This window comes from Lacticaseibacillus songhuajiangensis, assembly GCF_003946025.1.
Classification (GTDB): Bacteria; Bacillota; Bacilli; order Lactobacillales; family Lactobacillaceae; genus Lacticaseibacillus; species Lacticaseibacillus songhuajiangensis.
Window position 1 is genome coordinate 157,091 of the sequence record NZ_RHNR01000001.1, and the last position, 23,761, is coordinate 180,851.

A 23,761-nucleotide genomic window follows, 5' to 3' on the forward strand; every position below is an offset into this window, starting at 1 on the left:
TGACACCCGTAACGTTTAGCAAAAGACAAAGGCCTCACCCCTGCGCAAGTACCACGCGTTTGGAGTTGAGGCCTTTTGGCTATTACCAACTAGTCATCCATGCGACCATGCATGCCGATGGCGTAAGTGCCGAGCGCAAGGATGTTGCTGGCTAGAATCATGCCGACCATGGGCACCGCGTTTTGCGCGCCAAACATGCCGACAAGTGGTGACGCCACACCGCCCAGAACGTTGCTGCCAAGACCGAGCATGGCGCTCGCCCCGCCGGCACGTTCGGCTTCTCCATTCATACCGAGGCTGGTGGCAGTGGTATTGACGCCGGCAAAACAAATCTGCATGAGCACCAATCCGATAATCATCACAATCAATGAATCGAGCGTGAGTGCATTGGCCAGCAGCAATAGCCCTGCCCCGACGCCGCCCATGAGTGACGCGTGCATAATGCGCTTGGTCGATAGACGCCGACTCAAACGGCCAACCAGGTTGGTTCCGAGTACAATGCCCAGCCCATTAACCGCGTACAGAATTGAAAAGACCAGTACGGGCACACCGTAGTAACGTTCGTAAACGAAGCTGGAGCCAGAGATGTAAGAAAACAGCGCACTGTAAGCGAACCCTTGCGCAAGTACGTAAGTCATAAACTCACGGTCGCCCATCAGGAAAGCCATATCGCGAAAGGCACCCCAGAGTTGCGTGCTCCGCCGCGTTTCCGGCAAGCTTTCCCGCAGCATCAGCAGACTGAACAAAATGAGCAGCGCACCAATCACCGTTAGCACGATGAAAATTCCGCGCCAGTTGGTGGCCATCAGAATCAGGCTCCCAATGCTCGGCGAAATGATTGGAAAAATCCCGTTAATGGCCATCAGCAGTGCCATAAAGCGCGTCAATTGCTTGCCACTGTACAAATCGCGAGCAATAGACCTGGAGAGTACCTGCCCGGCGCTCCCACCAATCCCCTGCAGGAAGCGAATGGCAATAATAATGGCAATATTTTGCTGCACCGCAATCAGTGCGGAGCAAATGGTAAACAACAGGACACCAAGCAGTAGCGGCCAGCGCCGTCCGAAACGATCAGACAAGGGGCCAATAATCACCTGGCCAAGTCCCAATCCAACAACACTGGCCGTAATGGTCAGTTGCGCCATTGTTGCGCTAGTGTGCAGGCCCGCCTGCATCGTCGGCAACGCCGGCAGGTACAAATCCATCGACAAGGGACCAAACGCCGATAAGGTCCCAAGCAAAATGGCTAAACCCCAACTAAATTTACGCTCATTCTTCACTCAGTCGCACCGCCAAACACCAACTGGTAGGCAAGCCGCTCCGGCACTGGTTCATCCAGGTAAACAAGTCCGCGATGTTCAAACCCATTGCTGAGAACAACGTGCTGCATAATTTTGTTATCCGGATGCGTGTCAATCCGCACGTCGCGCACACCGCGACTGTATAATTCGGACAAAAGTGCCGTCAAGAACGCCCGGCTGAGGTGCAAACCGCGGCCAGCGTCACCAATGGCAAAACGGTGAATAGCGTAATAAGGCACGTCGGGGCCACCAATCCAGGTGCCACCTTCAATGTACTTGTAGAACGGATCTGGTCCCTGGATAAGGCTGGCAATCCCAACCACTTGGCCATCGACGACCAGCACCCGGTTGGCCCCGTTGGCAATGTCGGTTTCCACCGCAGCACGGTCAGGGTAGTTTCCCTGCCACTGGTCAATGTTCTGGCTGCCCAAAAAGGCGCGGGCACCAGCGATCACTTTCATGATGGCGTCGACATCATCCGACTGTCCCGGACGAACAAAAATTGCAGGCATTAACTGTCACTCCTTCTGGCTTCACAGCCGCATACGTTTAGCATTCATTATCACGCTTTTACATTTCCCGGGCAATACTAATACTGTCCGTCAGCGACAGCGTTAGAACTTTCATCCACAAGGATACAGGGGTTGAAAATAGGGCTTTGACCGCAAGGTCGAGCCTGGAGCGACTTGGTTACGTGCCCGCAGGTAGGTGGCGCGGGGGCGAGCTACGCGGCCGTGGCACTAAGCGCTAAAGCGCAAAGTGCCACTGGCTCACGCCTGGTAAACCAGGCTACCGCTAAACTTTTTGCCGAAGCCCTTGGCAAAAAGCTTTACCCCGAACATGAACAGCCCATACAATGCGGCTGACGCCGGTTGTATGGGCTATTCATGTTCTTTGCGCGCCACCTACCTGCGTTCACTCCACCAAGTCACCCCAGTCCCTAAGTGCTACAACAGCATTCTGGTGGGGAAAATTTCAGGTTGCGCTGGCGGAAACACCAAACGAAGAGGGAACACGATTCAGAAATATTGGCACAATTAACGGTTAGTCAGTCTTCTGTCTGAATACACTAATCTTGTCACCATTAATTTGACGTCCTGTTGTCAGTTGGAGCATTTCAGTGCGTTATCGCCAGATTTCTGGGTCTTTCCCTACTCAGTAACGTGCCGGCCACGGAGGTAGGAGTGTGTTTGGGCGTAGCGGGCGGGAACGGAGTCGGCGAAAGCATTATCGTTTGAAGACGCGGCGGTGCTTTTCCGCCGCGGCTGCACACGATAATGCCGGGAGCGCAGAATTGACGCTGGTCTTGCGGCAATTCTGCCAGTGAAGGACTCCAACGGAGGCCTGAACGGTCCCCGCCGACGCAGTTTCCGCGGAGCGAAGCCCAAGCGCACTCCTACCGGAGTTGCCGGTCCCACCACCTAACGGTGGCCGTGAAAACACCACAGAGGCCCAGCGTGACTTCGTCACTGAAATGCTATCGCTGACGGACAGCGAACTTACTTTGGCGTTGGCACAAAACTACCATCGTTCACGTCGCGCAGGAATTCACCGAGGTTGGTGAAGTAGTCTTCCGGATTGTCCAACATCTGGCCGTGACCGGCGTGCGGCGTGATGTGCAAGCGGCTGTTAGGCAGCTCTTCTGCCATCCGCGCAGCCGCGCTCAGAGGCATCGTCTCGTGGCCGCCAAAAGTCAGGTAGGTTGGCACCTTGATTTGCTGCATGTAGCCGCGCCGATCCCAATCCTTCAGCGCACCGACCATGACGAACTCGTTGTCACCTTGGAAGTAGTTGTACACCGCCGTGCCCATTGTGCTGATGAGGTGACGCGGCTGCGGGTCACTCTGGTGGTGCAGGTACTGCTCGCCCAATTCGCTAACTAGTTCCTGATAGTGTGCATCCTGGAAATCGTGTTCAGCTTCCTTTTGCTGCATGTACTGCACTTCGTCGGCGCTGAACATGGATTCACGAATGGCATTGATGCTCGTAATGTACTCGTCCAGGTTGTCAATCATGGAGCTGAGAATTAACCCCTTCAGGTGCTGACCGTACTTGAGTGCATACTCAATGGCGAGCACGCCGCCCCAGGACTGGCCAAGCAGGAAGAAGTTATCGAGACCCAACTTCTGGCGCATTTCTTCCACTTCGTCCAAGTAGTAGTCAATGTTCAAGAATTTTTCACGGTTCTTTGGGTCACTAAAGTCAGGCTGGTCAGAGAACCAGGAACCCAGCTGGTCGTAGCGGCTCACCCGCACAGCGTATGGTGCCAATTCCTGCGCAAAATTCTCGAATATCTCGTTGGTACCACCGGGGCCACCATGCAGCGTGAGCAACTGAATGTCGCCCTCTCCTTGTGTTTGACTCCACAACTTATAGCCGTTGTCGAGTTCAATGAAGCGCGTTCCGTTTGGGTTTGTTTTTGGCAATGTCCTCATTCCTCTCTCATCTAATTATTCCTATTATCAACCACTTGCCGGCAAAATTCAGCCATTCGTTCGAAAATAGCCGACTAATTTTCACTAAAACCAGACTATTTGCCGAGGTAAAGTGACCCGCAAACGGATACAATGAAATTAGAAAGTAGACGCACAGGGCAAACACTTGTAAGGAGGGGTGGCCATGAAAACGACGCTTGAAACCGGACTAAGTAGCGAGCAGGTGCGCGCGCAAATTGCGGCCGGACTGCAAAATCGCCATGATGAGGCCCTGACCCGCTCCGTGAAACAGATCGTGCAGGATAACACCTTCACGCTCTTCAACTTGGTGAACGTGGTCCTGGCTGCCTTTATCTTTACGACTGGCAGCTATACGAATTTACTGTTTCTTGGTGTCGCCATCGTCAACACGGCAATCGGGACCTTCCAGGAAATCCGTGCTAAGCGCCAGGTGGATTCCCTGACCATCTTGAGCCAGGAGCCCGCCACCGTCCTGCGCGACGGCAAAATGCAGGAGATTCCGCCCAGTGACATCGTGGTTGGCGACATTTTGGCCATTAGCCGCGGTGGTCAGGTCCCTGTCGACGGCATTATGCGCAGCGCTGGACCGCTAGAAATCGACGAGAGCCCGCTGACCGGTGAACCCAACGCAATTGCCAAGGAGCAGGGTGCGCGCATTCTCTCCGGCAGCTTCGCCGTTGCCGGTAACGGCCGCATGGAGGTTACCGCGGTTGGCGCGAATACTTTTGCCAGCAAGCTCGCCCTCGAAGCCAAATCCGAGAAGGAGAGCAGCAGCAAGCTGCTCGCCAGCATCAACCGCATCATTCAGATTCTAACCTACGTCCTGATTCCGCTGGGTATCGCGCTTTTCACCGTGTCGATGTTCCGTCGCGGCGTTTACAACCGCGCCATTCTGACCACCAGTGCCGCCGTGATTGGCATGATTCCGGAAGGACTGGTGCTGATGACCAATGTGGCGCTGGCCGTCGGCAGTCGCAACCTGGCCAAGAAAAAGGTACTAGTTCGTTCTCTGACCGCCATTGAAGCACTGGCGCGCGTGGATACAATCTGCTTAGACAAAACCGGAACCATCACCAGTGGCAAGCTGCACGTCAAGCAATTCATCCCCGTCGCCGGCACTAGTAAACAAAAATTGCAGGAAACAGCCGCGGCCCTCGTCTACGCCCTGAACGACGACAACGAAACCGCCCTCGCCATCAAGGACACCTGCCCGCAACCGCAGTTCTGGACGAGCACGAACACCGTGCCTTTCAGCTCCGCCCGTAAGTGGTCTGGCGCTAGCTTCAGCAACGGCAGCCACTACTTCATGGGCGCGCCGGAGTTTACTTTTGGCGGCGATTTGCCCGCTGATGTTCAAACGCAAGTCGATGCCGCGGCGCGTGCCGGTCTGCGGGTGCTCGTCGTCGGTTCGGCGCAGGCGCTTACCCCGCAATTAACCGCCCCGCACCTGCTGGGTCTGATCACCATTGCCGACGAATTGCGCCCCGGTGCCGTCAACACCTTCAGTTACTTCGCCGGTCAGGGCGTCACCTTGAAAGTCATTTCTGGTGACAACCCCGTCACGGTCGGCAAAGTCGCCAGCTTAGCAGGAATCGCTGGTGCTGAGCATTACGTCGATATGTCCACCGTTGCCGACGATGCCGACTTTGGTGCCCTCATGCAGGCCAACACGGTGTTCGGTCGCGTCACACCGCAACAGAAGAAACGCCTAATTGCCGCTTACCAGCAGCTCGGCCACACGGTCGCGATGACCGGTGATGGCGTCAACGATGTGCTCGCGCTGCGGCAAGCGGACTGCTCCGTCGCCATGGCTAGCGGTTCCGAGGCCGCGTCCGCGATTGCTGATTTCGTACTCCTTGAATCTGACTTCAGCGCCATGACCGGCGTGCTCAACGAAGGCCGCCGCGTCATCAACAACATCGAGTCCATCGCTTCATTGTTCCTCATCAAAACGATGTACTCCACGACGCTCACGGCGCTGTTCATCTTCATCAATGCGGATTACCCGATTATCCCGATTAACCTGACGCCCGTGTCGGCCATTGCGGTGGCCATCCCTTCCTTCTTCCTGACCCTCGAACCAAATTTTGCCCGCGTCACCGGTCAGTTCATGAAGAAGGTCATGACCTTCGCCACACCCGCCGCGCTCGAGATTGTGATCTACACCATGGTGCTCACCTGGCTAGAAACTGCGCTGGGGCTGTCCTTTAGCACCACCGGCACCCTCGTCGCCCTGATGATTGCCTGCGTTTCCTACAACGTCCTGTTCCGCGTTGCGCGCCCATTCAACCGTTACAAGTTTGCGATGGTCGTCGCCTCCGGAACCGCGCTGGTCGTTGTCTTCTTCGTCATCAACAAGCTTTTCTCTCTGGTTTCGCTATGGGACTTCAAGCTCTTCTTGATCTACGGACCAATGGCGATTTCCACCGTGCCTGTGTACCTGCTCCTGCAGGAATTCCTGGGCCGCCGCATCTTGGCGCGAATCAACTGGCGCTAGCATTTACCAACGCAAAGAGGCACTGCCAGAATCAATGCACATGATTCTGACAGTGCCTCTTTAATTTCGCAAAATTTCCTGGGTAATAATTTAAGCCTTCACCCACTGGTTACCGCCCAGACGGTACAAAGTCTGATTGCCAACTTTCTGCACCAGGTCAAATTTCCAGTTACCGCCGGCAGGAAGCGTCCGAATGGCCTTTGCCTTATCGCTGGCACCGGCACGCAGAATTGTGCTGGTGCCGAGGCTAATCACGCCATGATTTTTGCTGGTGGTCTTGATTGTCGTTTTGCCGTTCAGCCCGTTCACCAGCCACTGGTTCGTGGCAATCTGGAACCAGAATTGACCGCGCGTCACGTGCACAGAAGCGTACTTCCAGGCGCTACCCTTCTTCAGCGTGCGCACCTTCTTGTAGTTGGTGCTTGGTCCGGCATAGACACTGCTGGTGGCGCCAAGTTTGATGACGTTGGCATTCTTGGCACTGGCCTTAGCCTTCACCTTGCCCAGCTTGCCGTACCAGCTCTGCACGAGCGCGTAGAATTGGTTCATGTCGTACCCGTGGGCGGCAAAGTAACCGACTGGGTCACTGTGATCCGTGCCGCCAAGGTAATGGGTCACGTCGTAGTGGGACCACACCGTCCCGAAGCCATCATTGGTGGCGAGGTCCGGCTTCAAGTTGTACTGCCGCAAAAGTGTGGCGGTGTAGTACGCCAAGTTGTTCACACTCTTGATGAAGTTGGTCTGGTTGGTCGTTTCACACAATTCGATACTGATGAACCGCTTGTTGGCCACCGCACCGGTACCCCAAGTTTGGTAGTCGTTGCTACCAATGTTAATAATGGCGCCCGAATCAACCAGCGACTGGACGTAGGTCTGCTTGGTCTTCCACTCGTTCATGAAGTGCTGCGCGCCGCTAGCAGCAGTCCACGTCGGTTCAGCCGTTTCGTGGATGACAATGCCTTCAGGCCGCCCGACGCCCTGGCGAAAGGCCTTCTTATACGTAAAATTACTCTTCTTCGTCGTAATTTTGGCAACCGGATACTTGGCTGCTTGGGTATTAATTGAACTGGCACTCACCGCATTAATCCCGGTTAGTCCCAAACCCAGTGCCGCCGCAACAATAAGTCCCCACACGCTTTTCTTCATGGCGATTCCTCCATCGTTATGTTTATCTTAAATTTTACCACGGTGGGGAGGCCGATTATAGGTAGACGCTGGTTGTGGACAAAAAAAGTCCGTTCGCTCTCCTGTTGGAGTGCTGAACAGACTCATATTGCTTAGTTTTACATGTACCGTGCGCGGTTCTCGAAGTTCAGCTTCCCGACAATAACGTCAGGCGCGTGGGTGCCACCTTCAACCAGAATCCCGAGATTGTCGAGACTCTTGATGATGTAGTTCAGGGTTGCCAGGTTCACGTTCGAACCAGGGTCAAGCGCCTGACCTTTGTCAGCAGCGTAAGCAATGGCGTCCTGAACGGACAGCATCACAGTGTCTTGGAATGTGGTTTCCAAGCGGGCGTACAGGTCATTGACCTGCTGATCAATGTATTCCTTAACCGTGAGGAAGTAAGGCCGGTTCTCACGTTGCATCTTGAAGTAGCGCGCAACTAACTGGTTGTTATCAATTTCAGGCATAATATCCTCCTAGATTGTCTTTGTTAATTTTACCCATATATAAGCGGATTGGAAAGAAATATCGGCCATTTTATCGGCAGTTTCTGCAAGTTTCGTCGACGTTAGCTGCAAAATTTTGAATTACTTTTCCCATGCGGATGAATCAGCTGCCATTAATGACCACTAGACCAATGTTCTGCAAGCACATGCTAGCCGCGCCACGCATTCTGGATTATCCTGACGGCGGAGGTTCCTGTAGTCAGGCTGGAGGTGGCAAAATTGCGCATCACACGTTACGGTCGCCCAATCGAACTGAATAAAGAGCCACTGGCAACAAACCAGCGGTTGCCAATGTGCACACTCTACACATCACTTGGTGAGCCCTTCTACACCAGCAGCATTCGCGAGTGGTCGGTGTTCTCCATTATGCCCACCATCGCGCGCGAAGTTTGCGACGCAACGCTGCTCGCCTTCCATCAATTCATGAGCAGATTCAACCGGATTAACCTGTATACCATTGTGCTCGCTGAACCCGATAGCTTGCTTAATTGGTGCGGCTTAATTGCCAACCACGAGGTCACGATGCTCGCGGACCCGCTTGGTGAATTCGGACGGCAGATGGGGCTACTCATCAAGTCCAGTGACACACTCGCCCGTAGTTTGTACATCGTTGATCCCGGACGTGTCATCCGTTACCGCGACATTGTCCAGGAGCAGAGTGATTTGCCTGACTTTCAGGCTGCCATCACCTTCTTGTGCGAACACTAATTGCAGCTAATTTACCCAGCAAAAAAGGACTTCCGTCTCCGGAAGTCCTTTTGCTTAACTACTTTTAATTACTTGTTTTCAGTCCGGCGAGTGGTGTAGCTCCGCTTGCCATCGCGCTTGCCGCTGTAACGACGTTCGCCATTACCATTGCGGTCGCGATCACGGTCGCCACGGTAGTTGCTGTGGCCACCACGGTGGTCATCGTTACCGTAACGACGGCCATTGCCGCCTTCGCGCCGGTCGCCACCGTTACCATAACGACGGTTGCCGCCTTCACGACGATCACCACCGCGGCCGCCGCCACGGTTACCATTACGGCTGCCACCGTGGTTCCAGCGCCGCTGACCGCCCTTGTGACGAGGCAGTGGGCGTTCTGGCGTGAGCTTAACAGGTACAGAAGAAGCATCATCTGGTGCAACTTCCTTCAAGTAAGCTTCAACCAGCTGCAAAGCATCGTACTGGCCGAGCAGTTCCTGGGCCTGGTCTTCAAACCGGTCCAGTTCGGAACCATTCATCTGTTCCTTAACGTTGGCAATTGCCGCCGTCATCTGGCCCTTGAAGGCTTCAGCTTCCGTTGGTGGCTTGAGGGGAAGCATCCGCTTCTTGGTCAAGTCCTCAATGGTGTGCAGGTAGTCCATTTCGTTTGGTGCAACGAAAGTCACGGACATCCCGGACTTCCCGGCACGGCCGGTACGGCCGATACGGTGCACGTAGCTATCTGGATCCTGCGGAATATCAAAGTTGTAAACGTGGGTCACACCAGAGATATCAAGACCACGGGCCGCAACGTCGGTCGCAACCAGGAAGTCAAGCTGGCCAGCCTTAAACTGACGCAGAACCTGCATCCGCTTTTGCTGAGACAAGTCCCCGTGAATCCCTTCGGCGTTGTAACCACGCGCCTGCAGACCCTTGGTCAATTCGTCAACACGACGCTTGGTCCGACCAAAAATCAGGGCGAGTTCAGGGGACTGAACGTCAAACAGACGGGTCATGATGTCGAACTTTTCGAATTCCTTTGAACGCACGTAGTATTGTTCAACGGTATCCGCGGTCAGTTCCTTACTCTTAATCTGAATGGTGACTGGGTCCTTCATGAACTTCTTGGTGATGTTCATGATTGGCTTAGGCATCGTTGCGGAGAAGAGCAGGGTCTGACGAGTAGCCGGCGCGGTCTTAACGATGCTTTCGATGTCTTCAATGAAGCCCATGTCCAGCATTTCGTCAGCTTCGTCCAGAACCAGAGTCTTCAGGTTCTCGAGCTTAACCGTGTGGCGGTTGATATGGTCCAGCAGACGGCCGGGAGTTCCGACCAGAATCTGGGGGTGGCTGCTCAGGGCGCGAATCTGACGACGAATGTCAGCACCGCCATAAACAGCCTGCACTTTAGCGCGCTTGTCCTTACCCAAACGGTAGAGCTCTTCTTGAGTCTGTACCGCAAGTTCACGGGTTGGGGAGATTACGAGCGCCTGGATTGATGGGTCTGAGTTGTCGATGAGCTGCAACAATGGCAAGCCAAAAGCAGCCGTCTTCCCAGTCCCGGTCTGTGCTTGCCCAATGACATCTTCACCGGCAAGTACGTGTGGAATTGTTTCCGCCTGGATTGGGGTGGCTTCTTCAAAGCCAGCCCGGTTAACGGCAGCAAGCAAGTCCTGATCAAGGCCTAATTCGGCAAATTTCAAATATATTTCCTCCTATTTTGGGAAGCTGCGGCAAAAGGCGGTCAGGGGCCGTTAGCCAAGGTGGGGCTGACGAAAATCCCGGTTTTAGGATTTTGGTCAGCACCGACTTGGCTATTAGGCCCCTGCCTTTTGCCGCGCGATTGCGTTGTAACGTTTCGCGTGACAATCTTTTTGCCGCAGCTCCGTGCGGGTTCCTCGCACCTCACAAAACAGGAGTAATTTTGTAATTCGTCAAAACTGTTTTGAAAAGTGCATCTTCTATTTTCGGTTTTTTCTGCTTCACTAACAAAGTGGAAGCAAAAAGCACTCCTACTAATCTAACATGATTTAAGCGGTAATGCAAAAACGCAGCCACGAATGACCACGTTTTCACAGAATATTTTCAAAATTTTAACCGCGATCTGCTTCTTGAAGTGCCGTCAAGACGTTCTCAAGGTGCATCCCGTGACTCCCCTTCAGGAGCACAAGATCAGTACTGTTGACCCGGTCGAGCAGTTGTTTAATGAGTTGCGCCTGACTGCCGAATGGGAAGTAATGCAACTTACCTTCTGGATACTTGTCTTGCAGGGCATCGCGCAAAGCGGCGATTTCATCCCCGTACAAGTAGACTTCTTGTACCTTCGCTGGATCCAGCGAATCGGCGAGGCTGGCGTGCAGCTCGGCACTGGCATCCCCGAGCTCGAGCATGTCACCGAGCACTGCAATGCGCTCGCCCGTTGCCGGGAACTCTGCGAAGTCGTTCAAAACGGCCTTCGTTGCAGTTGGGTTAGCGTTGTACACGTCGCTCAGAATCTGCTCACCACTGTCACCGCGCAGCCACTGGGTGCGATTGCCAGTCAACTGGAAGTTCTTCAGCGCCCGCTGAATGGCTTCCGGCTTCACGTGGAAACGGCGACCCACCAGGATGGCGGCCAGCGCGTTGGTCACGTTGTACTCGCCCATTACTGGAATCTCGAAGTGCAGATCCGGCCAGCGGGACAGGTCAAACTCGGTGCTGGTCTGGTGCGCCTCAATGTTCTTGGCGTAGAGATCGTTTTCCGGATCAAGGCCAAAAGTCTTCTGCTCCTGATCCACGTCAGCCGCGCGCTCTTTCAGCAATGGTTCATCACCATTGTAGACGAACAAACCATCTTCCTTGAGGCCGTGAGTGATTTCCATTTTGGCATCGGCAATCTTGTCGCGCGTCTTGAAGAACTCGATGTGTGCCTCGCCAATCATGGTGATAACGGCCACGTCCGGTTCAGCAAGTTTGCTCAGAAATTCGAGCTGTCCTGGCCGATCCATGCCCATCTCCACGACCAGCACCTCAGTGTTAGGCTCCATGCTGAGAATGGTCATTGGCACACCAATTTCGTTGTTGAAATTGTCCTGCGTCTTGACAACGTGGTACTGCGTGGCGAGCACGGCCGCGGTCATATCCTTGGTCGTGGTCTTGCCGTTGCTGCCGGTGACCGCAACAACCTTGGGGTTCACCTTCAGCATCAGGTAGTAGCGCGCCAAATCTTGCAGAGCGGTCAGTGGATCTGCCACCGTCAGCATTGGCAAGGAGGCGTTAACTGGTGCGTGGCCTTCAGCGAACAAGCTTGCGGCAGCACCCTTCTGCTGCGCAAGTTCGATAAATTCGTGGCCATCCCGACTTCCTTGGAGGGGAACGAACAGGTCACCGGCGCGTAATTTGCGTGTGTCGAAACAAACGCCCGTAACGGCAATGTGGTCGCTTCCCGCTGGTGCCGTCACGTTCAGGACGCCAGCTATTTCTTCAAGGGTCATTTTCATGATTACAATTCTCCATTCAAAGCCACAAAAAAGCAGTGACAACAACGTTCGGGTTCCGCCAAATTCAAGCGGCGCAAGCACCGCTCATTCAATTCAAGTTCGACGTGGGACCCTTCTGTGTGCACGCCATACTAGGCAGATGCACCGACCGTTTTGTCACAGCCCCTTGTAGTGTTTTTTCAATTAAGTTCTGCCTGCCAAGTACCGTCATTGCGGTTCAGAATCAGATGGCCGAGCTCCTGAGCATCTAGCGCATCCTGATCCATCTCGGCAAACAGCCGGCGCTCCTGCACCCGCAGCAGCGCAATCTTGACGACGTGCCCTGTCACCTGTGCGTGTGGCCAGTCAAAAGCCACCCCGTCTGGCAAGAGGTCCTGCCAGGTTTTTTGCACAGCTGACGGCAGTGGCACACCGCCGCGCGATCGGCGCCCGCGGAGCCAAAATGGCCGCGATGCCAGAATGTCCTGCAAGTGCCGGTTCACCGCCGCACTGAACACGGCCTCAAACTGCTCCGGATGCCGCCAGTAGCTCGTCACCAAGCCGCTCGGCAAGGGAACGCGGGCATACTCATTCTGCAATTTATAGTAGAAAGGCAGCACCATGTGCGTCTTCTTGTGCGCAAGGTAGAGCAGTTCCGCGATTTCCTGCGGCAGCAGGTCGTCAACGTAATCTGCTTCGCGCACGTCCAGCCAGGCGGCCTTCTTGCCCACCTCGCTACTCAGAAAGCTGCGGGCTTCCTCTTCACCATCGAGCACGTTAAAACCCGTGTGCTGGTTAATGCTGAGGTCGTCCGTCACTGGGGGCAACAAAAGAAGGTGCCGCGGGTTAGGACTCGCAGTACTAAGCATGTCCACGGGGTCCACCCCGAGGGTAACAAAAGCAGTCGAAATCGGTTCGAACCGCACGTACATCAATGAATTACGCAAGGCTATCGTCACTTTCTGATTGGTCACCCACCATTGTACACCGCAAAATTATTAGTCGCTACCATTCTGCTAATGTGACACAGAACTATCTTTTGACGAGTTTGAAGGTGTTCAACCACGCCGCGTTCTTGCGCATTGCAAAGTAGCCGTAAAGCGCCAACCCAGCACTGCCCACAAAGTCCATCAGCAGGTCGCCCATCGTGTCATAAAGCACCGGGTGACCAACCAGTGGGTGGCCACCCGCCATGTAGCGCTGCATGTTCATGCCCAGCAGAGAGTCGCCGGTGAACTCGTAGAATTCCCAGAACACGCCGAGCATCACGCCGAAGCTAGCGGCAAACAAGCAAATCAGTAGTGGATCCACTTTCTTCCCCGCTGGCGTGCGCGCCGAGTAGATCATGAAGCCGCTCCCCGCCAGAATCCCCGCAGAGAACAAATGCTCAACCTTATCCCAGTACGGCACGGAGTAACCCTGCATCCCTGAGCCGAGCAAAATCGCCATCAGGATGAAGATTTCGTACAGTGCCACCAGAATATCAGGCAACTGCACGTGGAACACCCGCTCAATAATCGGTGGCAGTGACACCAGCACGATGCCCGCTGCCACTTCCAAAATCAGTGTCAGTTGTCCTGGGTACAAAGACTTGCCCATGAATAAGAAGGTGCTGCACACCAGAATGTAAATCACCATGCCCACCACGTTTAAGTAGTAAAGAAACTTTCGTAACGCTGCCATGCTACCCCTCCTTTTGTATAGCTCCATTATACAAGCCGGCAGCCCCGATGCCAAAGGACGGCCAAAAGTGGAATTATGGTTTTCATAAGTATATTTAACAACTGCGGGCATAAAAAAACCACCGCAATGCGGTGGAAAAGTTTGGGGGAACTTTTTAGGGGAGTGCAAGTATAGGTTTGTTTGGCTTTCGCCCTTGCAAGCCTAATAGTACACTCTCCAGCAAGAAGATGAAACCCCTTTTTCGAAATTAATTTGGGATTATGCGGAAATGAATAAGCTAAATCCTATCGGTTAAATACGATTTGTAACATACTATTATGGTGATATTTTGCCCGCCTGTTTTCTTTCGATTGTTAATTTAGTGGCGACGGTGCCTGAAAAAAAGACAACACAGGATGAAATCTTCGCATTATGACACAAAAGTAAGTAACGCGTCTATTTTAGACACGCTTTGTATTACCTGAAACTAACCCTCACTTTAAGCATTCACGGTGGGACAGCAAAAAAGATGTCCCACCACCTTAACAGTGCGGGACATCCTTCTTGTTTAAGCGAAGTTTGTCACTCCGTTTCGAGATGATTATTCACTGCAACCTTCCAAAAATTAGTCTTCCCGACGCCGCTTTGCACCAAGCCCGAGAATACTCATGATACCCGCAAGCGCAATCCCAATGAAGGACAGCGTCTTCGTATCACTATCACCAGTCTGTGGCAGGCCGGTTCGTGTCGTCTGAGCAGCCGCATTCGCGATCGGCTTTACGGTTGTCAGTTGCTTGCTTGCACCTTGCTTAGTACCAGTTGTCCGCGCCGTGGTTTTCACCACAGTTGGCTTGGCAGTGGTAGCGGTAGTGGTCTCATCACCACCGGTGCTTGGCAGCACGTGACCGCCATCAGTGTCCGGCGTTGTCGTCCCGGTACCATTGCCACCGTTATCCGGTGTAGTCGTTCCGATGCCAGTACCACCGTTGTTGCCTGGCTGCGTGTCCGTTGCACCCTTGGCCTCAGCTGCGACCGTCTTTTGTGTTGGCGTGTAGTCTGCAACCGTAGGAACCGTCAGACTCGCGTAACTGCCAGCTGGTGTGTAGATGGTCTGGCCGTTAACCTGATCAATCAGCGTCTTGTAGGTCAGCGTCTGCACGATGTCTGGGTGCAGCGTCTTGCCACTGGCGTCCACAAAATGAATAGTCCGAGTCGTCGTGTACGTGCCTTCTACCAGTGCATCAGCCTTGTAGACAACGGTGTACTCAGTGTTTGCAGGCGCCGCATCTGTGACGTCTGGCATCACGGTTGGTACCGCGTCAGTCGTCGTGTAGCCGTCAATCGCAGCTGGCGTGAAGCCGGCGTAGGCACCACTTGGTGTGTAGACAGTCCGCCCGTCGGCGCTGCTGCTAGTCGTCTTGTAGGTGATGGTCTGCACCGTGTCCGGCTTGAGCGTTTTGCCATCGGCCGTCTGGTAGTGAATTGTCCGCGTTGTTGTGTAAGTGCCGTGGTCAATCGTGACCGGCGTTACGGCCAGCTGCGCCGCGTGTGGCTCAGTTGCCTGCAGTCCGTTCACACTCAGCGAGTAAGTGTTGTCGGCCACGAATTGGTCGCCACCCGCAAACTGCGCGGCATCATTTGGCACGTCCACCTTGAAGCTCAGGGTCTGCGCACCGCCGGCGATCACCTTACCGCTATCGGCGGCAAGCTGAATTCGGAAGGCAGTAACCGCAGACCAATCTGTAATGGCGTCAGCAGTCTGCCATTGACTTGCATCCGTAGCATCCACCGTCTTGGCCGTACTGTAAGTGACGTTCACTTGATCGGCCCATGCCGCTGGCAGGGTAATCGGCCCATCCAGCGTGAAGGCATAGTCGGTCGCGCGACTATCAGTGGTAGTCAGCCCAGTCGCACCTTTTTGCGGAAGCACATCCAGCAGATCTAGCGCAGTGATTTTGGCATCGGTGTCCGCACTCGTGGTGATGGTGACGGTGCCCTGACCACCGATGGTCGTCTCCGCGATACCATCAGCCGTTGTGCCAGAGCCCGTCATCGTCTGCCCAGTCTGCACCTTGTTGGTCTGACCAAGAATGTAGTTGCTGTCGATGGCCACAAGCTGGTCGGTCGTCTCACCATTACCGTTAAGGTCACTGGTATCCGTGACCGCCTGGGCGACAGTCGTGGTGCCATCCAGACTCGTCACGGTGTAAGAGTTAGCACCAAGGTCAATGAAAGTCTTGAAGGCCAAGTTAGTTGGCGCTACATCACTGATGGTCACTGGCAGGTCAGCACTCAGCGTGGCACCAATGGCCGCAATTTACTGGCCAAAACTCATTTTGACCAGTTGCTGACCAGTGCCCTGGTAATCTGCATCCACAACGGTGGCATCAGTGTTCTGGGTCGTGTTCAGAGTAACGCCGCTTGGCAAAATGACGTAAGCACTAATTGGCGCAGTGCTCGTCACAATGTTAGCCGTGGAGTTCTTCCCCAAGGTGAACTGTACGTGCAGGACCTTGTTGCCGGCTTCAATGGTGCTACTGTCGCTGTTAACTAGGCTTGCAGTAGCATCAACGTCACGTTCAACACCAGTTGGGGTGTGCGCGACTTCAACCGTTGACGGCTGAATGCTGGCGACAATCACTTTATCATTGGTGTAATCATAATCCGTGGCATTTAAGAAACGATACCAGTAGTCAGCAAACATGGTCAATCCCGTGTCCATCTGCACGAGGCTACTGTGTGTAATCTTACCGGTGAAGCCATCATTAACACTAGTTACAATACCAATTTTTTGGTAAATGCCCATTGGCGCCCCCGAATCACTCGGAAAACCAGTGAAATCTGAAGTCGTTTTTTTGATTGACGTCAATATCTCATTCCCACTCGCATCCACCGGATACCCTTGTGCATTCGTCGGCTGCCCAGCTGTAGCTCCCGAATGTACCATTGCCCCATCGGTGAAGAAGGTGTCAACATTTGCCGGAATGACGGCACTTGGATTAGCGGTCATGTGGTAGTAGAGATAAAGATCAGTAACCGCCTTTGTTGGGTCCAGTCCCAGTGCAACCAAGTCTTCACGATGCAGAATCGTTGATTCAGCGGTGTTCACATCTGACTTCAGAGCATGGTAGACATTCTTGCCATCGTCTTGATATTTAACGGCAATCGTAATGTATGGATACCGTGTGAGCGGCTGCGAGCCAATAGTAACGCTAGCATTAAATACGGCGGGATTAATGTACAAGGTCTGCAGCGTCTCGTTCGGATCAATCTGGTTATGAACCGCGTAGTACACGAAGGTTCCCTCCGGATTACCGGACCCCGCAACGCTAGATGTTGCGAGGATTTGCCGGTAAAGCAGCGGGCTATCCTCCGTGTAGACGGTTGGGTCTGGGTTGGTATTCACCTTACTATCCGACTCCATGTTGCCACTATAGGAATTATAAGTGTACATTGGCGCCCAGGCTGTGCCTTTTTGAGCAATCGCCGCACGCAAGTCCTGTGGCGTAACGGTGAACGTAGCATCAGCAGTTGGCACCATTTGCCCATCACCATTAATGTCTGTAAAGGTCATGTCCGCACTAGTCGTGAGTTTTGTCCAGTCCGTTATAGTCTTTGCAATCGACGCCTGCGCGATGTATTCCTTGATAAAATCAGTCGTGATTTGGGAATCCGCATCACCAGCAGTGTACTGCCAGGTCAATGTGGTCGTCCCATCAGTATTTGGCGTAATCGTTGGCGTGGTGTCATCGAGGTCAGTGCCAGTTTGCATGCCCGTGTAAGTCATGCCCGCTGGCAGTGTGTAGGTCACGGTAATTGGTGAGCCCTCTTTAACCAAGGTCGTCCCGTCTTGAGTCGTTGGAATCCAGGTTCCAAAGTCAAAGCTGACGGTATCACCAGCAATCGGGTTGGTTTGCGTATCCGTTCCGTCCGCACTCTTCACGCTGTGTAGCACGTTGGTGGCGCCACCTTTTGCCGTTGAGGTCAGCTTCACGCTCGCCGCTGGAATATCCTGCGTCGTTTCATCTGCACTCAGCTTGCCGCTTAATTCAACACTGGTATTCGTGGCCAGCGCATTGGTTGTGTCAAAATCCAGGTCGAGCTTCGCGCTAATTCCGGACTCGAGGGTGCCAAAATCGTAAGTCAGCGTCCCCGCAGCCGTATCAGGCACCGGTGTCACGCCATCAATGGCGAGCGATGCTAGTGAATTGGCCAAACTGATTCCGCTGCCGGTTGGAATGTTCAAAACCAGCTTTGCATTGTGCAGCGTGGTCTTAATCCCCGTCGTGTTCAAAGTTACCGTATAACCGGCACGGCTGCCCGTCTGTACTTCAGCGCTGACGGCACTGGCCTGTACGAACGCGGCATCCGCAATGTCGGTAGTATTGTCAGTGGCACTCGCGGCACTTGTAGCCGCACTGGTGTCACTCTGCGGTTGCGCCGTACTTGCAGCAGCCGCACTTGCAGAATCTGCACTCGGTGCTGCGGCACTCGACTGGGCCGCGCTGGATTCAGCAGCTGACGTTGCGGGCGCACCGCCGTTCTGACTAGCAGCACTCGCGGCTTGACTATCTCCTGCAGAATCCGCAGTGTTGGCCGCGGCACCTGACTTTTGCGACGCGGCATCCGTATTCTGATCTGCCGCAGCTGAGTCACCAGTTGCAGCGTCTTGCTTCAGCTCCGCAGCGCTTGCGGACGCATCGGTGGCAGCGTTCGCTTGCTGGCTACTCAGTACGGCGGCGCCACCGAGGCTCAATACCGCAACACCGGCAAACACCCACTTCTTCCCTGCCTTGTACATCCGGTAGTGCACTTTCCGTGCTGCTTCTGCCCGGAGCCGACGTTCATGACGATTAATGTTTTCCATGGTGAGTTCCTCCCTGAAATAACTTCTCCGCTATTGAAGCTAAATCCCTGTGAAAGCCTGCAGCGACGCGGGTTATACCGTTTTTAACAGTTGAACATTAGGATAACTAAATCTCCTATCCATAACTGAATATAACCCCGCCACTATGCAATAGGTCGTCAACATTAAAGAACTACCATTACGAATCGTGCACCTATACCAATAAAAAACGTGCTGGCAATATAAGTTATTATTTATACGTATTAAGCCGATGCTAATCTGCAATTCACGAACATTTTGTCGAAAAATACAGTCTAATTACGCAATTGCCGCGCAGCAAAGCAACAATTGTACTCAAAAACACGGATAATCTAAGCACTTACTATTGCCCAGAACAATTAAATAACGAAACAATTTACCGACAAAATCGTTCATCCACCGAATATTTTTTGCTATTTAACCGCGCAAGAATTCCGGGCATACAAAAAGCGCGCCGCCCCAGACGGGGTGACGCGCTTCATTAGTTGTCTTACTTCTTGAGACCGTACTTCTTGTTGAATCGTTCAACACGACCGTCAGCCTTGGCAAACTTCTGCTTACCAGTGTAGAAGGGGTGGGAGTCAGAACTGATTTCAACACGGATGAGTGGGTATTCGTTACCGTCGTCCATGGTTACAGTTTCAGCACTGCCGGCAGTTGAGCCTGCAATGAACTTGAAACCTGTAGATGAGTCCATAAATACAACCTGGTGGTAATCTGGGTGGATGCCTTTTTTCATGATAATTTCTCCTTTGCCCTAAGCCATTGCCTGACCTAGAGATATTCTTGTCAATAACTTTGTAAGTTTAACACAGTTGCGCCAGCTTGACAATCATTCCGCCAAGTCGACAATTTGCACATCAGCGCCGAGATTCTTGAGCTTCATGACGACGCGATCATAGCCGCGGAGGATGTTGTCCACCTTGGAAATGACTGTCTCGCCATCCGCCATGAGTCCCGCGACCATCAGGCACGCACCGCCGCGAATTTCTTCAGCGACGACTTCCGCGCCGTGCAGTTCCTCGCTGTGGTCGATTACAATCTGGGAATCTTCCACGCGGATGTTCGCGCCCATTTTGACGAGTTCTTCCACGTGGCGGGTGCGCTTCGGGTAGATCTTGTCGATGACCCGGCTTTCGCCTTGCGCGTGCAAAAGTAGTGGCGTCACGGGCTGCTGCAAGTCGGTCGCAATGCCCGGGTAAGTGTTGGTCCGCAGCGTCACCCCGTGGAGTTCTCCAGATGGGTAAACGAAGATGGAATCTTCATTAATGTCCATCATCACGCCCATTTCTTCAAGCTTGGCGAGGAAGGCGTCCAGGTGTTCCGCGATGATGTTCTTGATGAGGATACCCTCACCCATCGTGGCCGCAATTGCCAAGTAGGTGCCGGCTTCAATGCGGTCCGGGATAATGGTGTGCGTGTTGTGGGCCGCCAATTCCGGTACGCCAGAAATGCGCAGCACATCAGTCCCCGCACCACGAATGACCGCGCCCATGTTGTTAAGGTAGGTCGCTAGGTCAATGATTTCAGGTTCGCGGGCCGCGTTCTCAATGACCGTCTGACCGGTTGCCGTAACAGCCGCCAAGATGATGTTGATAGTCGCTCCCACAGACGCCATGTCCAGGTGGATACGCGCGCCGGTCAAACCAGACTTCGGGGCGTTAATGGTGAAAATCCCGTTGTGGTCAACGACTTTTGCGCCCAGGGCCTCAAAGCCCTTCACGTGCTGGTCAATCGGCCGTGGACCGATGTCATCCCCACCTGGCAAGCCAATCACCGCGTGGCCAAAACGGCCGAGCATCGCGCCCATGAAGTAGTAGGACGCGCGCAGGGACTTGATTTTGCCACTCGGCAGGTCGACCATCTTGATGTTGGTGGGGTCGATGCGTAGCACGTTACCACTGAAGTCAGAGGTCACGTTCATTTCGCCCAGGATACTCATCAGGTTGTAGACATCTTGAATGTGGGGGACCGAATCCAGCGTCACTGGGGTCCGAGACAAGATTGCAGCGGGAATAAGCCCCACCGTACTATTCTTTGCGCCGCCAATGACGACCTCTCCGGCCAGCCGTTTGCCGCCGTGAATCAGCATTTTTTCCATCAGAAACGATTCCTCACTACTTGCTATTCGAAATCGTGCGAACCTATATTCGCACACTCATTATTCCAGTTTATAGAAGCGCCCCTCAAAATACAAGGGGCGCTCCTTTATACTGCTATTTAGTTAGCCAGCTTTAATTAAAGTTTCCGGCGGCCTTAATGAATGCTTCAAACAGGCCTTCTGGCTTGGTTGGGCGGGACTGGAATTCTGGGTGGTACTGCGCCGCAACGAAGAACTTCTTGCTTGGCAGTTCGATGATTTCCATCAGGCGGTTGTCAGGACTTGTCCCGGAGAAGACCATGCCCTTAGCTTCCATCGCACTACGGTACTTGGTGTTGAATTCGTAGCGGTGACGGTGACGCTTCTGGACTTCCTTGGCGTTGCCATAAGCAGCAGCGGCAACGGAGCCTTCCTTGAGGTCACATGGGTACAGACCCAGACGGAGTGTCCCGCCGAGGTCGCCATCCTTGTCCTGGTCCGGCAGAATGTCGATGATTGGATCAGCGGCATCTGGCTGGGTTTCGGTTGAACCGGCACCCTTCAGGCCGAGCACGTTGCGGGCAAATTCAACGGATGCCATTTGCATCCCCAGGCAGATGCCCAGGAATGGCACGTTGTTTTCACGGGCGTAGCGAATCGCTGCAATTTTGCCTTCCAGGCCACGGTCCCCGAAACCACCAGGAACGAGGATCCCGTCAGCGTCGCCCAGAATCTGTGCGGCGTTCTCATCGGTGACGTCCTCGGCGTGAATCATGTCGATGTCCATGCCGGTGTTGAAGTGGTAACCGGCAGCCTTCAGTGCTTCGGAAACGGAGATGTATGCATCCTGCAGGGAAACGTACTTCCCAACGAGCGCAATCTTCACTTTGCCTTCAAGGTGCTGCACGCGTTCTTCCAGTTCAGCGAAGTCTTCAATGTGGGCATCCGCCTGTGGCAGGCCCAGGTACTTGCAAACAAAGTCGTCCATGCCCTGTTCGTGGAGCACACGGATGATGGAGTAGATGGTTGGCACGTCAGGTGATTCAATGACGGCTTCGGTTGGCACGTCGGTGAAGAGCGCAATCTTCTCCTTCATGCTGTCGGTAACCTTCTTTTCGGAACGCAGAACCAGCATCGTTGGCTGAATCCCAAGGCTGCGCAGTTCCTTAACGGAGTGTTGCGTTGGCTTGGTCTTGAGTTCACCAGCGGCGCGCAGGTATGGTACCAGCGTGGCGTGGATGTACATCACGTTGTCGCTACCCACATCAGCCTTCATCTGGCGAATGGCTTCGAGGAATGGCAAGCTTTCGATATCCCCAACAGTCCCACCGATTTCGGTGATGATGACGTCAGAATCGCTGTGCTTAGCCGCACGCATGATCTTTTCCTTAATCATGCCAGTGATGTGCGGGATAACCTGAACGGTTGCCCCGTTGTAATCACCACGCCGTTCCTTGGCGAGTACTTCTGAGTAAATCTTCCCTGTCGTAACATTGCTGTACTTATTGAGGTTGATGTCGATAAAGCGTTCGTAGTGGCCAAGGTCAAGGTCAGTCTCCGCACCATCATCAGTAACAAAAACTTCACCGTGTTGGTAAGGGTTCATGGTACCGGGGTCGACGTTGATGTACGGATCAAACTTTTGGATGGTAACTTTGAGTCCGCGACTCTTAAGCAAACGGGCAAGGGAAGCTGCAATGATCCCCTTACCGAGAGAACTAACAACACCACCGGTAACAAAAATATACTTGGTCATATTTACTCCTATCTTCTGGTCGCAGTGCGGCCACATTAATAAATACTTGGCAACGGGGAAAAACAAAAAGCAAGCTCCCTATTCCATAGAACAGGGAGCTTGCAACCGATCGATTCCGGAATACCAAAATAACAGGTCTCCGGAGTGCCCAAATAGTATGTTATCCAAATGGCCCTTGCGTGTCAAGGAAGGGGAAACGTTTACTTGGGTGGTTTGTGCGACTAGTGCTGGAATTAGGGCGGGTTCACACTACCATAGTCAGCTTCATCCGCCATAATTGACGTAAACCTACGTACGACAGATTTTCAGTTCACGAAGCACCGCTAAATTTACGCAACAAAAAAGCAACTCCCCGTGATCAATGGTAAAACCATTGACTCAAAGAAAGTTGCGGTCACCGTGATGAATCGCCTACTACGAACGATTTATCATCTCGTGACACGAATCAGTTATATCAATACGACGTCCAGCGCCAATAAAACTGATTACGTGAATAGTGTAAACCTTTAGGCAAAAGATGAAAATGCCAGAGGTCTATTTGGTGTACTCTAAAAGCTAAAAATCAGCTGTACTCAGAGTAATTAAGTATGAACCACCTAGTATTGTATCGGTAAGTATTCCAATTAGATGTGATTATACCAATAGTGAAAAAAAGAGCCACCGTTACCGGCAGCTCGCATTTTGATTAACTTAGATTAAGCTTCGTCGTCATCCTCGTCATCGTCGTCGCTGAATTCGCTCAGCTGACCTTCGATGCCGTCTGGAAGAGAGTCTTCCTCGTCGTCGTTGTCCTCGTTGCCATCGTCGTCTGCGTTGTCATCGTAGTCGCCGCTGTCATCAAGGTCATCGTCGTCGTCAAGATCATCATCTTCTGGATCATCGTCGTTGTAGTCGATAACATCATCATCGTCGCCAGCGTCAGCGAGGAAGGCGTTAACCTTCTTGTGCTTCTTCTTGCGCTGTGGTGTTTCTTCTTCTTCTGGGTGGTTAACCTCTTCATCGACGGATTCGTATGGGTACCAGGAACGCAGCCCCCAGACGTTATCGCCGAGAGAGATGAAGCTCCCGTCAATGTTCATGTCCGTGTAGAACTGTGGCAGCCGTTCACGGATTTCTTCATCACTCTTGCCCAGGAATTCCTGAATCTCGTTGGCGATATCAACGAATGCCATCGTATCGCCTTTTTCCTCCAGGATCGCGTGGGCAACCTCGATCATGGATAACTGACTCTTGTCGGCGTCTTTGAATACGTCAAGTTTCAAGTTAGTCGCGCCCCTTTCAACATTTTCACAGATACAATCAAATATAA

General features: G+C 53.3%; 17 protein-coding genes. 2 read left to right on the forward strand and 15 right to left on the reverse strand.

What is annotated here, in order from left to right:
• Positions 1-89: 89 nt before the first annotated feature.
• The 3 genes from EKM97_RS00675 to EKM97_RS00685 form a co-directional block, all read right to left on the reverse strand.
• Positions 90-1,280: a multidrug effflux MFS transporter gene (locus tag EKM97_RS00675; RefSeq protein ID WP_125570341.1), complete on the reverse strand. Its 1,191-nt coding sequence runs from the start codon at positions 1,278-1,280 to the stop codon at positions 90-92.
• Complete coding sequence (locus EKM97_RS00680; protein ID WP_125570342.1) at positions 1,277-1,813, reverse strand: GNAT family N-acetyltransferase; 537 nt, start codon at positions 1,811-1,813, stop codon at positions 1,277-1,279. Before EKM97_RS00680 ends, EKM97_RS00675 begins: the two co-directional genes overlap by 4 nt.
• A 987-nt stretch (positions 1,814-2,800) precedes the next feature.
• On the reverse strand, positions 2,801-3,727 hold the full coding sequence (locus EKM97_RS00685) for a proline iminopeptidase-family hydrolase (RefSeq protein ID WP_125570343.1): 927 nt from the start codon (positions 3,725-3,727) through the stop codon (positions 2,801-2,803).
• A gap of 193 nt (positions 3,728-3,920) precedes the next feature.
• Here EKM97_RS00685 and EKM97_RS00690 point away from each other — a divergent pair, with 193 nt between their 5' ends.
• Complete coding sequence (locus EKM97_RS00690) at positions 3,921-6,254, forward strand: cation-translocating P-type ATPase (RefSeq protein WP_125570344.1); 2,334 nt, start codon at positions 3,921-3,923, stop codon at positions 6,252-6,254.
• Positions 6,255-6,344: 90 nt separating this feature from the next.
• Here EKM97_RS00690 and EKM97_RS00695 read toward each other — a convergent pair whose 3' ends face one another.
• A complete protein-coding gene (locus tag EKM97_RS00695; protein WP_125570345.1) occupies positions 6,345-7,400 on the reverse strand; it encodes an N-acetylmuramoyl-L-alanine amidase in 1,056 nt (351 codons plus the stop codon).
• A 137-nt stretch (positions 7,401-7,537) separates the two neighbouring features.
• Positions 7,538-7,888: a hypothetical protein gene (locus tag EKM97_RS00700; protein ID WP_125570346.1), complete on the reverse strand. Its 351-nt coding sequence runs from the start codon at positions 7,886-7,888 to the stop codon at positions 7,538-7,540.
• Between the two features lie 258 nt (positions 7,889-8,146).
• On the opposite strand from EKM97_RS00700, the gene EKM97_RS00705 reads away from it, so the two are divergent.
• Complete coding sequence (locus EKM97_RS00705; RefSeq protein WP_125570347.1) at positions 8,147-8,635, forward strand: redoxin domain-containing protein; 489 nt, start codon at positions 8,147-8,149, stop codon at positions 8,633-8,635.
• 68 nt (positions 8,636-8,703) lie between these two features.
• On the opposite strand, the gene EKM97_RS00710 is transcribed toward EKM97_RS00705, so the two are convergent.
• The 10 genes from EKM97_RS00710 to rpoE form a co-directional block, all read right to left on the reverse strand.
• Positions 8,704-10,314 (reverse strand): DEAD/DEAH box helicase, encoded by a 1,611-nt coding sequence (locus EKM97_RS00710; protein WP_125570348.1) that lies wholly within the window; start codon positions 10,312-10,314, stop codon positions 8,704-8,706.
• A 390-nt stretch (positions 10,315-10,704) separates the two neighbouring features.
• The gene (locus tag EKM97_RS00715) at positions 10,705-12,090 is read right to left on the reverse strand and encodes a UDP-N-acetylmuramoyl-tripeptide--D-alanyl-D-alanine ligase (RefSeq protein ID WP_125570349.1); all 1,386 of its coding nucleotides are present in this window, start codon (positions 12,088-12,090) and stop codon (positions 10,705-10,707) included.
• A gap of 179 nt (positions 12,091-12,269) precedes the next feature.
• Positions 12,270-13,016, reverse strand: coding sequence for a hypothetical protein (locus tag EKM97_RS00720; protein WP_125570350.1), 747 nt, complete (start codon positions 13,014-13,016; stop codon positions 12,270-12,272).
• Between the two features lie 85 nt (positions 13,017-13,101).
• A complete protein-coding gene (locus EKM97_RS00725) occupies positions 13,102-13,752 on the reverse strand; it encodes a hypothetical protein (RefSeq protein ID WP_125570351.1) in 651 nt (216 codons plus the stop codon).
• 604 nt (positions 13,753-14,356) lie between these two features.
• Positions 14,357-16,009, reverse strand: a complete 1,653-nt coding sequence (locus EKM97_RS00730; protein ID WP_125570352.1) for a mucin-binding protein — start codon at positions 16,007-16,009, stop codon at positions 14,357-14,359.
• 39 nt (positions 16,010-16,048) lie between these two features.
• Positions 16,049-18,598 carry a KxYKxGKxW signal peptide domain-containing protein gene (locus tag EKM97_RS00735; protein WP_125570353.1) on the reverse strand — a complete coding sequence of 850 codons (2,550 nt, stop codon included), beginning with the start codon at positions 18,596-18,598 and terminating at the stop codon, positions 16,049-16,051.
• A gap of 508 nt (positions 18,599-19,106) precedes the next feature.
• A complete protein-coding gene (locus tag EKM97_RS00740; RefSeq protein WP_125570354.1) occupies positions 19,107-19,355 on the reverse strand; it encodes a type B 50S ribosomal protein L31 in 249 nt (82 codons plus the stop codon).
• Positions 19,356-19,448: 93 nt separating this feature from the next.
• Entirely contained in the window at positions 19,449-20,717 is a 1,269-nt protein-coding gene (locus EKM97_RS00745; RefSeq protein WP_125570355.1) for a UDP-N-acetylglucosamine 1-carboxyvinyltransferase, read from the reverse strand.
• 133 nt (positions 20,718-20,850) lie between these two features.
• Positions 20,851-22,452 (reverse strand): CTP synthase, encoded by a 1,602-nt coding sequence (locus tag EKM97_RS00750; RefSeq protein WP_125570356.1) that lies wholly within the window; start codon positions 22,450-22,452, stop codon positions 20,851-20,853.
• Between the two features lie 695 nt (positions 22,453-23,147).
• Positions 23,148-23,714, reverse strand: a complete 567-nt coding sequence (rpoE, locus tag EKM97_RS00755; RefSeq protein ID WP_125570357.1) for a DNA-directed RNA polymerase subunit delta — start codon at positions 23,712-23,714, stop codon at positions 23,148-23,150.
• Positions 23,715-23,761: the final 47 nt, after the last annotated feature.